General features: G+C 63.4%; 12 protein-coding genes. 6 read left to right on the top strand and 6 right to left on the bottom strand.

Going from position 1 to position 12,579, the window contains the following annotated elements; translation table 11 throughout:
* The first annotated feature begins 111 nt into the window (after positions 1–111).
* Positions 112–1,281: an OprO/OprP family phosphate-selective porin gene (locus tag AC1DTQ_RS07670; protein ID WP_477848917.1), complete on the top strand. Its 1,170-nt coding sequence runs from the start codon at positions 112–114 to the stop codon at positions 1,279–1,281.
* Positions 1,282–1,302: 21 nt separating this feature from the next.
* Here AC1DTQ_RS07670 and AC1DTQ_RS07665 read toward each other — a convergent pair whose 3' ends face one another.
* Together AC1DTQ_RS07665 and rsgA are read right to left on the bottom strand one after the other, a co-directional pair.
* On the bottom strand, positions 1,303–2,559 hold the full coding sequence (locus tag AC1DTQ_RS07665) for a flavohemoglobin expression-modulating QEGLA motif protein (RefSeq protein ID WP_477848916.1): 1,257 nt from the start codon (positions 2,557–2,559) through the stop codon (positions 1,303–1,305).
* Between the two features lie 368 nt (positions 2,560–2,927).
* Positions 2,928–4,025, bottom strand: a complete 1,098-nt coding sequence (rsgA, locus tag AC1DTQ_RS07660; protein WP_477848915.1) for a ribosome small subunit-dependent GTPase A — start codon at positions 4,023–4,025, stop codon at positions 2,928–2,930.
* A 203-nt stretch (positions 4,026–4,228) separates the two neighbouring features.
* Between rsgA and AC1DTQ_RS07655 the strand changes: the two genes are divergently transcribed.
* The 3 genes from AC1DTQ_RS07655 to AC1DTQ_RS07645 all read left to right on the top strand — a co-directional run bounded on the left by AC1DTQ_RS07655 (position 4,229) and on the right by AC1DTQ_RS07645 (position 6,985).
* Complete coding sequence (locus AC1DTQ_RS07655; RefSeq protein WP_477848914.1) at positions 4,229–5,518, top strand: pyridoxal phosphate-dependent aminotransferase; 1,290 nt, start codon at positions 4,229–4,231, stop codon at positions 5,516–5,518.
* Positions 5,519–5,639: 121 nt separating this feature from the next.
* Entirely contained in the window at positions 5,640–6,293 is a 654-nt protein-coding gene (locus tag AC1DTQ_RS07650) for an SGNH/GDSL hydrolase family protein (RefSeq protein WP_477848913.1), read from the top strand.
* Positions 6,290–6,985, top strand: a complete 696-nt coding sequence (locus tag AC1DTQ_RS07645; protein WP_477848912.1) for a methyltransferase domain-containing protein — start codon at positions 6,290–6,292, stop codon at positions 6,983–6,985. Before AC1DTQ_RS07650 ends, AC1DTQ_RS07645 begins: the two co-directional genes overlap by 4 nt.
* Before the next feature lie 7 nt (positions 6,986–6,992).
* On the opposite strand, the gene AC1DTQ_RS07640 is transcribed toward AC1DTQ_RS07645, so the two are convergent.
* Positions 6,993–7,787, bottom strand: a complete 795-nt coding sequence (locus AC1DTQ_RS07640; RefSeq protein WP_477848911.1) for a polysaccharide deacetylase family protein — start codon at positions 7,785–7,787, stop codon at positions 6,993–6,995.
* A gap of 73 nt (positions 7,788–7,860) precedes the next feature.
* On the opposite strand from AC1DTQ_RS07640, the gene grxD reads away from it, so the two are divergent.
* The gene (grxD, locus tag AC1DTQ_RS07635) at positions 7,861–8,790 is read left to right on the top strand and encodes a Grx4 family monothiol glutaredoxin (protein ID WP_477848910.1); all 930 of its coding nucleotides are present in this window, start codon (positions 7,861–7,863) and stop codon (positions 8,788–8,790) included.
* A gap of 153 nt (positions 8,791–8,943) precedes the next feature.
* Here grxD and AC1DTQ_RS07630 read toward each other — a convergent pair whose 3' ends face one another.
* Genes AC1DTQ_RS07630 through AC1DTQ_RS07620 form a run of 3 tightly spaced genes read right to left on the bottom strand, consistent with a single transcriptional unit; the run spans position 8,944 to position 10,893 of the window.
* On the bottom strand, positions 8,944–9,480 hold the full coding sequence (locus AC1DTQ_RS07630; protein WP_477848909.1) for a DUF924 family protein: 537 nt from the start codon (positions 9,478–9,480) through the stop codon (positions 8,944–8,946).
* Positions 9,481–9,484: 4 nt separating this feature from the next.
* Positions 9,485–10,081, bottom strand: a complete 597-nt coding sequence (locus AC1DTQ_RS07625) for a hypothetical protein (RefSeq protein ID WP_477848908.1) — start codon at positions 10,079–10,081, stop codon at positions 9,485–9,487.
* A 35-nt stretch (positions 10,082–10,116) separates the two neighbouring features.
* Positions 10,117–10,893, bottom strand: a complete 777-nt coding sequence (locus AC1DTQ_RS07620; RefSeq protein WP_477848907.1) for an AMP nucleosidase — start codon at positions 10,891–10,893, stop codon at positions 10,117–10,119.
* Between the two features lie 158 nt (positions 10,894–11,051).
* On the opposite strand from AC1DTQ_RS07620, the gene AC1DTQ_RS07615 reads away from it, so the two are divergent.
* The gene (locus AC1DTQ_RS07615; RefSeq protein ID WP_477848906.1) at positions 11,052–12,482 is read left to right on the top strand and encodes an amidohydrolase; all 1,431 of its coding nucleotides are present in this window, start codon (positions 11,052–11,054) and stop codon (positions 12,480–12,482) included.
* Positions 12,483–12,579 lie beyond the last annotated feature (97 nt).

Genomic DNA, 12,579 nt, shown 5'->3' with positions numbered 1-12,579 from the left:
ACCTTCTCCCGGTGGGAGAAGGAAAAACCGTTGCTAATACCAATGCGCTATTGGTACAGCACGCCACCGCTGCCATCGTGCGGACCATCGACCACCGCCGGATCGCACCCGATGACCTCGCCACGCACCCGCCTGCTTCCCACCCTATTGCTGCTCGCCTGCGCAACCAATGCGCAGGCCGCCGACGCGGATACGGAAGACAACGTCACCGCCAAGTTCGGCGGCCGCCTGCATTGGGACATCGCGGATTTCGACAACGATACGCGCGGCACGCCCAACGCAAACGATTCGGACCTGCGCGCGCTGTGGCTGGATGTTTCCGGCAAATTCTACGGCCTGAACTACAAACTGGAAGCCGATTTCTCCGGCGATGAAGTGCTGGCCAAGGATGTGTACGTCACCAAGAAGTTCGCGCCCGGCACGTTGACCGTCGGCCAGTTCAAGCAATATTTCAGCCTGGACGACCGCACCAGTTCCAACCACATGACCTTCATCGAACGGAGCTATCTGGTCCAGAACCTGGCCCCCACCTACCGCCTGGGTGCGGCTTGGCTCTCGGCGCGCGATGGCTACACCCTCGGCGGCAGCGTCTACAGTCTGGAAAGCATCGATGTTTGGCAGACCCAAGGCTTGGCTTTCGGCGCACGCGGCACTTATGCCCCGTGGCGCGAGGAAGGCAAGGTGCTGCATCTGGGCCTGTCGCTGGCGCACGAAGACTACGATCATCCCGGCGGCGACGGTGCATCCACGCTGCGTATCCGCCCGCGTCCGGCCGGGATTTTTTCCGACAATAGCCGGGTAACGCTGGCCGATTTCAGCCAAGGTCGCGATACGCGGGTGGACAAATACTCAGTGGAACTAGCAGGCGTGAAGGGCCCCTGGACGTTCCAGGGCGAAGCCGGAGGCGCGCGTTTCGACGATGGCGAACAGGAAGCGCGGCTCTCCACCGGTTATGCGCAGGTCGCCTGGATGCTGACCGGCGAAGTGCGCCCCTACGACGCCAAGGCCGGCCGCTTCGGCCGCATCAATCCGCAGGGCCGCGCCGGCGCTTGGGAACTGGCGTTGCGTTACGACACTATCTCCGGCCGCCAGCGGCCCGACGGCGAACCGCTGCTGCGCGACGTGCAAGTGAGTTCGCTGACCGCCGGCGTGAACTGGTATCCGCGACCGCATCTGCGGCTGATGTTGAACTGGATAGACAGCCGCAATCGCGACCGTTTGCAGGACCTCACCCTCGACCGCACCCGCGCCTTAGTGGGACGCGTGCAAATCGATTTCTGACCGAAAAGCCGCACCGGAGGTCTAGTTTCCTTCCTCCGCTTCCGATATCCGATCCAGACGAATGCGGTTGGCGAACAGCGAGAAAGCCAACACGCCCGCCAGTCCGTTGGCGCGGCTGACCCAGTGCGGCAGCCATCGCGGCAGTGCCAGTACGCCGCTGTCGAACAGCGGCTCGAATGCCTTCACGTCGCCCAGGGTCATCTTGCCTGCGAACAGACGGCGGCACAGACGCAGCCGATCCTGCTGCAACGAACGGCGGAAGAAGGTATGCACGCCCACCAGGCCGCGCAGATACACCGTGTCTTTGGTGAACGCCGCGCCGCCGCCGGTGGGCACGCCACGGAACACGCGTTGCGCCGAGGAAAAACTTTCGGTGGGGTTCTGTCCCGCCTGGATGAAATAGCCGAACACCTGGATGAAGTCGGCGCCGTCCAACGCCATCGCCACCGCTTCGATGCGCAGACTGATCCGTTTCATGCGCTCGATGTCGATGCTGCCGGTGATCTGTTCGGCGAAGGTGGCCAGGCCTTCCTGGGTGGCGGTGACGCGCGGCGAGGACAGAGCCAGGCTGGGCAGATGGATCTGTTCGCGCCCGTTCAAGGCCGTCAGCGAATGCACCAGCGCTTCGTGCTGCAGCAGTTGGCGGCGATCGTAATCGCTGAACGCGGCTCCTTGGCGCAGACGGATGCGGGTGGCCCCGGCAGCGGCCTTAGCGATCAGGTCTGGATCCAGCTCCACGACGATTATTCGGCTGCCGAAGAAATCGTCCAGATCGCCCTGCAGTTGCAGCTGCAATGCGGTGGCGGACACCGGAATCTGCTCTTCCGGCGCCAGCAATTCGTGATCCAGATCGTTGGCGATATCGATGAAATGCCGCGCCGCCTCGCGCGCGGTCGGCCCGTCGCCGGGCAAGGCTTCGTCAGGCTGGCCGAACAGCGCGATGGAATGGGTGGTGACCGCGGGCGAACCTAGCGATTCCAACAACTGCGCCGCGGTATCCCAACTCTGCGCCGATTCGCGCAGATAGACGCCCAAGGGATGCGAAGCATCGGCGGCGACGGCGATCTGAGCGAGCTCGCCTCGCGCTTCGGCGAAATCCAGCTTCGGGTAGTCGATCTCCGGCAACACCGGCTGCCCGCGCGCGTAACTCTCCAAAAACGGCGCCTGCGCTGCCGCCGGCCAACTGGCCAGACTCAGCAACCTGATCCCCCGCACGGCCCTGACCATGCGCGCATCGAGCGCAGCGTGGTAGGCGATATCGGGAATCAGATCGGTCATGTCAGCTGCCTTGCTTGTGCGTTGCTGTTGTTTGTCAACAACCCCGTGAGGTGCGGCAAGCGCAGTGGGCAAACCCCGAAGGGGCGGCGCACACGATGTGCGCCGTTTTTGGACGGCACATGGATGTGCCTTCCAAAAATTCCCGCTGCGCTTGCGGACCCGACAGCTTCATCGTCGGGCGCACCGTAGGGCGGCTTTCTTTTGGTTACTTTTCTTTGCCGTTCAAAGAAAAGTGACTCGCGCAAAGCGCGAAACGCTTTTGCTCTGCTCTGATAGATGGCGCCAAGAGCGCCCCCATCCGCCTTCGGCACCTTCCCCCGTAAACAGGGGAAGGGTTAATTCTGATAGCTCTCTATCTCCAGTTATCTTCAACGCTTCCCGTATTTCTCATCCAACCGCTTGTGCAACGCCTTCCCTTGCACCCGCGCCTCCGATTTCTGCGCCAACCGCGCCGCCAACTTATCCGCCGCCGCCGCCACCTCATCGCGCAACTTCAGATAATTGATGAACCGTTCCTCATCGATATCGCCCCGCTCGATCGCCACGCGCACCGCGCATCCCGGTTCGGTCTGGTGCGAACAATCGCGGAACTTGCACTGCTCGGCCAACGCCTCGATGTCGGCAAACCCGCTTTCGGAAAGCTCTTCCTCACCGGTCGGCTTCAGCTCGCGCATACCTGGCGTGTCGATCAGACACGCGCCTGACGGAAGAGGAATCAGCGCGCGATGAGTGGTGGTGTGGCGCCCGCGCGAATCGTTCTCCCGCACCGCCGCCGTCTTCATCTTGTCGATACCCAGCAGCGTGTTGGTGAGGGTCGATTTTCCCGCACCGGAAGAACCCACCAGCACCGCCGTCTTGCCCGCGCCCAGCCAGCCGTGCAGCGAGGCCACGCTATGCGGATCCTTGGCGTTGACCGCGCACACGGTGATGTCCTGCGCCGCCAGTTCGGCCAGGGTCGCGACCGCGTCGGGCGCGTAGTCGGTCTGGTCGGCCTTGGTCAGCACTACCACTGGCTCGGCACCGCCGCCGCCGACCAGCATCAGATAGCGTTCGATCCGTCGGGGGTTGAAGTCGTCGTCCAGTCCACAAACGATGAACACCGTGTCCACGTTGGCCGCGATCACCTGCTGGTGGTAGTGCTCGCCCGCCGCGCCGCGCTTGATCGAGGTATGCCTTGGCAGCAAGGCGACGATCTTCTTGCCTTCCATCAGCACCCAGTCGCCGACCGCGGCGCGCTCGTGGGAAGGAAACCGGGGTTTCTGCCATTCCGGCAGCGATTCGGCCTTGAGTGCCGCTTCCGGCCCGTCGGCGACCACATACCCCGACCGATGCTGCTCACTGACCCGCGCCGGTTTGGCCTTCGGATGGGCTGCGAAGGCTGCGGCCCAGGCTGGATCTTCCGGCAGGCCGGGATAGGGCCAGCCGATCTGGCGCAGGGAGGGGAAATCGATGGGGGTGCCGGGCATGAACGCATTGTAGGCGTGCCCGCTGTCGGCCACCGCCCACTGCCGTGGGAGCGCCGTCCCGGCGCGAGCTTGGCTCCCGGACTCCTGGTTGTGGCCCGTATAGAGAGCTCGCGCCGGGACGGCGCTCCCACAATGGGATTGGTTCACCGCGATTTGCGGCAATTCCGCTAAGATTTAGTACTTTCCGCCGCCAGACCGCCCCGATGTCCACTCCGCCGATCAAACCGCTCGCGACCCGCGAGCGCCTGTCCGAGGTCCGTTATGAAATCCGCGGCGAACTGGCACGGCGCGCCCGCGACCTGGAAGCCCAGGGTCGCAAGCTGATCAAGTTGAATATCGGCAATCCCGGTGCCTTCGGTTTCCGCGCGCCGGAACATCTGCAGCATGCGATCACCGGCGACATCGACCACACCGATCCCTACACCCATCAGCAAGGCCTTCCGGCCGCGCGCGAAGCGGTCGCTGCCGCCTACCAGCGCCGCGGTACGCCGAATGCGCATCCGGACCGCGTGTTCATGGGCAACGGCGTCAGCGAACTGATCGACCTGTCGCTGCGCGCGCTGCTCAATCCCGGCGACGAAGTGCTGGTGCCTTCCCCCGACTATCCGCTGTGGTCGGCCGCCACCATCCTCAACGACGGCCGCCCGGTGTATTACCGTTGCGACCCGCAGAACGACTTCCTGCCCGACCCGGCGGAGATCGAAACGCTGGTGTCTTCGCGCACCCGCGCCATCGTGTTGATCAACCCCAACAATCCCACCGGCGCGACCTATCCGCGCGAGCTGCTGGAACGCATCGTCGCCATCGCCGCCAAGCACAAGCTACTGTTGATGGTCGATGAGATCTACGACCAGGTGTTGTACGACGAGGCGAAATTCCAAGCAGTCGCGCCGCTGGCCGGCGACGTGCCCTGCCTGACCTTCAGCGGTCTGAGCAAGGTGCACCGCGCCTGCGGCTGGCGCGTGGGTTGGGCGGTGCTGTCGGGCGACGGCGAGGCGGTCGGCAACTTCCACCACGCGATGGACCTGCTGGGCGCGTTACGCCTGTGCGCCAACGTGCCGGGGCAATACGCGGTGGAAGCCGCGGTCAACGGTCCTGACACCATCTCGGCGCTGTGCGCGCCGGGCGGACGCCTGTACGAAACTCGCCGTGCGGTGATCGAAGCCTGCGAGGCCAGCGATCATCTCGAACTGGTCGCGCCCGCCGGCGCGCTGTATGCGTTCCCGGCCGTGATCGGCGCTGCGGCCAAGGGTTTCGACGACCACGATTTCGCCCTGGAACTGATGGAAACCGAAGGCGTGCTGGTGGTGCCGGGCTCCAGCTTCAACGTGCCCTACCGCAACCATTTCCGCGTGACCCTGTTGCCGGAAGCCGACACGATGCGTGAAGTGTTCGCGCGCATAGACCGCGTGCTCGCGCGTCGCGCCGAGGCGGTGACGAAGGTGGTACCCATTACCGCAAGCAAGGCGAAGTCGCGGCCTGCTGCGGCGTGATTGCCTTGTTCGTCATCCCAGCGAAAGCTGGGATCCATTTTGATTTTGCTCTTAGCTGTTCGCGCGACGATCAAAAACAAAGTCAAAATGGATCCCAGCTTTCGCTGGGATGACGACAAGAATGGCTGAAATCTTCCGTACCAAGACTAGCGCCTCTGCCACCGAGTTGCGCTACCTCGCCCTCGGCGATTCCTACACCATCGGCGAAGGCGTGCCGGAATCTGGCCGCTGGCCCGTGCAGCTGGCGCGCGCATTGCGCGACGATGGCATGCCCCTGACCGACCCGCGCATCATCGCGCAGACCGGCTGGACTACCGACGAACTGGACGCGGCCATCGATGCCGTGCATCCGCTGGCCGAATACGACCTGGTCAGTCTGCTGATCGGCGTCAACAACCAGTACCGCGGACGCAGCGTGGACGAATACCGCGTGCAGTTCGCCGGCCTGCTGGAACGCGCGATCGGTTTCGCGCAATGGCGGCGCGAACGGGTCTTGGTACTGTCGATCCCTGACTGGGGTATCACCCCGTTCGCACACGAGGCCGCGCGCGACCCGGAACGGATCGCCATCGAGATCGACGCGTTCAATGCGGCCGCGCGACAGGTTTGCAGCGCACGCGGAGTGGCCTTCGTCGACATCACTCCGGTGAGTCGCGCGCACGGCGCGGAGCCGAGGATGTTGGCCGAAGACGGACTTCATCCCTCCGCCACGATGTATAACGAATGGATGCGGCTGGCGCTTCCGGTCGTGCGCGCCATGGAGGCTGCGGGATGACTCATTCCTCTACTCGACCCTTCGATAGCGTCACCGCCGCGCGTATCGCCCGCGCTTACCTGCCCCGGCACCCGCTGGGCAATCGCTGGGACTATTACTACACCCGCGCCAAGCTGGGCAGCGATCCGTTGTACCCCGGAGTGTTGCAGGCTCTGCGCGGCAGCGAGGCCCCGGTGTTGGATCTGGGTTGCGGCCTGGGTCTGCTGGCGCATGCCTTGCGGCTCGACGGACAAACGATGGACTATCGCGGCGTCGACAACGACGCCGCCAAGATCGCGCGCGCGCAGAGCGTGGCCGAAAGGAATGCACTGGTCGATGCCAAGTTCGAACTGATAGATCTGGCCAAGGGGACACCCAAGCACCGCGGCAGCGTTGCGATCCTGGACGTGCTGCAGTACCTCACCGCCGACGATCAGCGACGACTGATCGCCAATGCGATGGAGATGCTCGTTCCAGGAGCGCGACTGGTTATCCGCACCGCCCTGGGCGACGACAGCAGGCGTGGCAGGACCAGCCGCGTCACCGACCGCCTGGCCAATCTGATCGGCTGGATGCAATTCCACCCCAGGTGCTATCCGGACGCCGAGGCACTGCGCGCGCAGTTCGATGCAGCGGGACTGGAGACCGCCTTTTCTCCGTTGTACGGCAACACGCCTTTCAACAACTGGCTGATCGTCGCCAGCAAGCCGTAGGTCGGGGCTACAGATTCTCCGGCAGCACGGTGGCGTAGCCGCGTTCGCGCATCGCCTCCAGCACGCCTTCGATGATCGCCAAGTTGTGGCCGTGCGCAGCGCCTTCGTGCAGCAGGACGATGGCGCCGGGCTGAAGCTGGCCGACGATGCGTTTCACCACTTCATCGGGCTCGCCGCGCACACCGTCGAATCCGCGCGCGCTCCACGCCACCCGCGCCAGTCCGTTCTTCTTCAATGAAGCGGAGACGAAGGGATTGGCCATGCCGACCACCGCGCGGAACCAGCGTGGCGGCTGCCCGGTGATCTCGCGCAAGGTCGCTTGCGCCTGATCTATTTCCGCGGCCATGCGCCGCGGTCCCAATGCCCAGAACCAGGCTTGCGGGTGCGAGCGGCTGTGGTTGCCGATGCCGTGGCCGCGATGCAGGATTTCGCGGGTGAGATCGGGTTGTGCCGCGGCGCGGTCGGCCACCAGGAAGAAAGTAGCCTTGGCGCCATAGCGGTCCAGCAGGTCCAACAAGGCCAGGGTTTCGTGAGACGGCCCATCGTCCACCGTCAGCCAGACCACATTTTTCTCTGTCGGCAAACGGCTGAGCACGGGGCTGAACAGCCGCGATTGCGGTCGCATGGTTCCCCACAGGAACAGCATGTGGGTCGCGAACAGGCTCATCAGTCCGATCGCCCAACCCCACCGCCACCAGACCAGGATCACGCCCAGATGCAAGGCCAGCGCCAGCCAGATCCACGCATGCGGCTGACGCGGGACGCGGTGCAATGCGCTATTCAGTGTTTCGGATGCGGTCATGCCGCAATCATGCCATGCAGCGTAAAATTACCGATTCCGAAAGTCCGAAAGCCCAAAAGCAGGTATCCCCCCAATGTCCCTCGACCCCGCCCTGCGTTCCCGTATCGAATCCCTGCTGCAGTCCAAACGCGTCGTGCTGTTCATGAAAGGCCAGCCGAGCATGCCGCAGTGCGGATTCTCCGCCAAGGCGGTGGGCGCGCTGTCCACGCTCGGCGTCGACTACGCGCACGTGAACGTGCTGGCCGACCAAGACATTCGCGAAGGCATCAAGGCTTACGGCGACTGGCCGACCATCCCGCAGCTGTACATCGACGGCGAGTTGGTCGGGGGCAGCGACATCATCGAGCAGATGAGCAACTCCGGCGAACTGGCTTCGTTGCTCGGCGTGGCTGCGCCGGACCGCACGCCGCCGAAGATCACCGTCACCCCGGCCGCCGCCGAAATGTTGTCGAACGCGGCGGCCGACGCCGGCCCGGGCGGCGCCCTGTCGCTTTCGATCAATGCGCAGTTCCAGCCTAATTTCCAACTGGCGCAGTTCGACGCCAACGCTATCGCCGCCGAATCCAACGGCGTGCGCATCCAGTTCGACCTGGCCAGCGCGCGCCGCGCCGACGGCATCACCATCGACTGGGTGGACGATATCCGCGGCAAGGGTCTGGCCATCGACAACCCCAACGCGCCCAAGCCGGTGCAGACCCTCTCACCCGCCGAAGCCGAGGTACGCGTGGCAGCCGGCGAAGTTCTGCTGGTGGATGTGCGCCCTGCCGAAGAGCGTGCGATCGCGGCAGTGAAGTTGCCGTTCGAGACCTTCGATGGCAATGACCGCGCCGAACTCGAAGCCTTGCCGAAAGACACGGCCATCGCCTTCCTGTGCCGTAGCGGCGGCCGCAGCCAGCAGGCCGCGGAAGAATTCCGCGCGCTGGGTTTCTCCAATGTCTACAACGTCGTCGGCGGCACCAATGCTTGGGCGGACGAGATGGATTCGGGCTTGGCGAAGTATTGATCGGCTTTTCCTTCTCCCCCCCTGGGAGAAGGTGCCCGCAGGGCGGATGAGGGAATGGAAAATACACGCTAGTACAAGTTTGCTTCGACCTGAAAGTCCATTCCCTCATCCGTCGCTTCGCGCCACCTTCTCCCGGAGGGAGAAGGAAAGCAGCTAGCCGCTGAACCCACCACTGGCTAGATAGTTCAGCTCTTCCTGCGTCGATTCGCGTCCCAGCGCCGCATTGCGGTGCGGGAAGCGGCCGAAACGCGCGATCAGGTCACGGTGCAGCACCGCATACTTCATCAACTCGTCGTCGCCGATCCCGCCGAACAACTCCATCGCGTAGTCCTGGTCGGCCATCGCTTCCGAATGCTCGAACGGCAGATAGAAGAACGACCGTAGCGCGGCGTCCACCTGAAGATCGAAACCCGCATCGATCGCGCGTTGCGCATAGTGCCGCGCCAGCCCGTCCGTCGCATAGGAATGCGCGCTGCCACGGAAACAATTGCGCGGAAACTGGTCCAGCAACAAGGTCAGCGCCAGCGCTCCTTCCGCGTTGTCCATCCAGCTGTCCAATTCGCAGCGCGCCGCGGCGAAATGCGCATCGCGGAACCGGTCAGCGAAGGCAGCGTCGAAGATGGCGTCGCGCGTGAACCATTTCTCGGCACCGGCGGTGCGCCAGAAATCCAGCAAAGTGCGCGGCTGCATCCAGTCACTCATTCGTCGGCGTGTAATTGATCGTATCCAGGATCAGGGCGAATGCCTTGCCCGCCATGGATTCGTTGGCCTGCAGGTTTTGCGTATAGGCATAGCAGGTCCATTCCTCGCCGCAGGCCGCGCTCCCGATCATCACCAGATGCTGGCCGTATAAAGGTCCCACCTTCTCGACCTTGTCTTGATAATGCGCCGCAAGCAGCTTGTGCTTGCCGTATTCGCGCGAAAGGACCTCGGTCTGATCGTACTCGCCACCATCGTCCGTCTGCGTGGCGGCGACGAGATGGTCGACATATTCCCGTGGGACCGGCGCATCTGCGTTTTGGCAGGCGATGACGTGGGCATCCAGGTTAAGCACTTCGAATTCGGCTTTGTCGGCCTCCAGGTAAGCGCTGTAGCAGCTGCTCCCGTCGACTTGCTCGTGGCTGATTTCGCTCCAGTTGCCTGGGTATTTGAACGCCAACCCATTGGCGGAGAAAATTTTAGGTCGATCAACCTGAGGGGCATCCGCCGGACGTGCCTTGAACTCCTGAGCCATCGCCGCGGAAGCGGCCAGCAACAGAGCCGGAACGACGGCGGCAATACGATAATCCATTCGGTTTTCTCCTTTGTTGGTTGTCGATCCTTATTTTACTCGTCGAAGCGCAGGTGTCGCACCGACTTGCCGTGCCGGCGGATCAGCTTCAAGGCCTCGATTCCGATATTGATGTGACGGTTCACGAAGTCCGCGCTGACGCGCGCATCGGAAGCCTCTGTCTTCACGCCTTCTGGAATCATCGGCTGGTCCGAAACCAGCAATAAGGCGCCGCACGGAATGCGGTTGGCGAAACCAGCAGCGAAGATGGTGGCCGTTTCCATGTCGATAGCCATGCAGCGCACCTTGCGCAGATATTCCTTGAACTCGACGTCGTGTTCCCACACCCGGCGGTTGGTGGTGTAGACCGTGCCGGTCCAATAGTCGTGGCCGAGGTCGCGGATCATGGTGGACACCGCGCGCTGCAGGGCGAAAGCTGGCAGCGCGGGCACTTCCGGCAACAGATAATCGTTGCTGGTGCCTTCGCCGCGGATCGCCGCGATCGGCAGGACCAGATCGCCGAGCTGGTTCTTACGCTTCAGACCACCGCACTTGCCCAGGAACAGCACCGCCTTGGGCATGATCGCCGACAACAGATCCATCATCGTCGCCGCGTTGGGGCTGCCCATGCCGAAGTTGATCATGGTGATGCCGTCGAAGGTGGCGCTGGCCATCGGCCGGTCCAGGCCCACCACCGGCGCGCCGGTCAATGCGGAGAACGCATGCAGGTAGCCGCCGAAATTGGTCAGCAGGACATGTTCGCCGAACTGGTCCAGGGGCACGCCGGTGTAGCGTGGCAGCCAGTTATCAACGATCTCGGTCTTGTCTTTCATCGCACTCTCTCTGTTCTCGTTAGTCCCGCCAATTGTGGCATGGGCCTGCGGTATAGCACTTGGCAAGCGCGAGCCGGCCGGTTAGGTTTCGTACTGCCAGCTTTCGGTCGGATAGCTTTCGATCGGCCAGCTTCAATCAGAATTTCCGGGGAATCACCATGCGCTTCGTTCTGTTGGCCGTGATCGGCTTAGTTTCCGTGTGCGGGAACATCGGCATCGCCACTGCCAAGTCCCGCTTCACCCAGGATCCTTACCCCAGCACCTACCGCAGCATCGCCTCCGGTCCGGTGCTGATCGAGCATGCCACCGTGCTAACCGGCACCGGCGAACGCCTGGACGATACCGACGTGCTGCTGACCGACGGCAAGGTGGTGTCGGTGGGCCGCGGATTGACTGCGCCCGCGGATGCGACCCGGGTCGACGGCAGGGGACGCTGGGTCACGCCCGGTATCATCGATGTGCATTCCCATCTGGGCGTGTATCCCAGCCCCGGCATGAGCGCGCACAGCGACGGCAACGAGGCCACCGCGCCGGTCACCGCGAACGTGTGGGCCGAGCATTCCATCTGGCCGCAGGACCCTGGTTTCCAAACCGCACTCGCAGGCGGCATCACTTCGCTGCAGATCCTGCCCGGCTCCGCCAATCTGGTCGGCGGACGCGGCGTGACCCTGAAGAACGTGCCTGCCACGACCTATCAGGCGATGAAATTTCCCGATGCGCCCTGGGGTTTGAAAATGGCGTGCGGCGAGAACCCCAAGCGCGTCTATGGCCAGAAGGGCGGACCTTCCACGCGCATGGGCAATATCGCCGGCTATCGCGCCGCCTTCATCGACGCCAGCGAATACCTGAAGAAAAACAACACCAAGCAACAGCCGAAGAAGAAGCGCTGGTGGGAACGCGCTTCGGGCAATGGCAACGAGGACAGTTCCGGCGACACGGGCGGCAAGCGCGACTTGAAGCTGGACACGCTGGCCGGCGCTATCGAGGGCGATATTCGCGTGCATATCCACTGCTATCGCGCCGACGAGATGGCCACGATGCTGGATCTGGCCAAGGAGTTCGGCTTCAAGATCGCCGCGTTCCATCATGGCGTGGAGGCTTACAAGATCGCCGATCGTCTGGCTGCCGAAGGCGTATGCGGCGCGCTATGGGCGGACTGGTGGGGCTTCAAGATGGAAGCCTTCGACGGCATCCAGGAAAACATCGCGCTGGTCGACCGCCCCGCCAACAGCTGCGCCATCGTGCATTCGGATTCCGATGAAGGCATCCAGCGCCTCAACCAGGAAGCGGCGAAGGTGATCGCCAATGCGCAGCGGGTGGGTATCGAGATTCCACCGGAACGCGCGATCCGTTGGATAACGCAGAACCCCGCCAAGGCCATGGGCATCCTTGAGCGGACCGGCACTTTGGAACCCGGCAAGATGGCCGATGTGGTGGTGTGGAACCAGAACCCCTTCAGCGTGTACGCGCATGCGGAACAGGTTTACATCGACGGCGCGCGCGTCTACGACCGCAACGATCCGGCGCGACAGCCGAAATCGGATTTCATGCTGGGACAGGAGGATGCGGCGATGGGAGGTGCGAAATGAGCGCGTCGACAATGTTCAAGTCGTCATCCCCGCAGACGCTTTCCTCGCCGTCATCCCAGCGAACGCTGGGATCCATTTTGACTTTAGGCGCGGGATT

This window comes from Pseudoxanthomonas sp. P4_B2 (assembly GCF_056402315.1).
The sequence above is the reverse complement of the archived record's forward strand: the minus strand, read 5'-3'. Positions and strand labels throughout refer to the sequence as shown.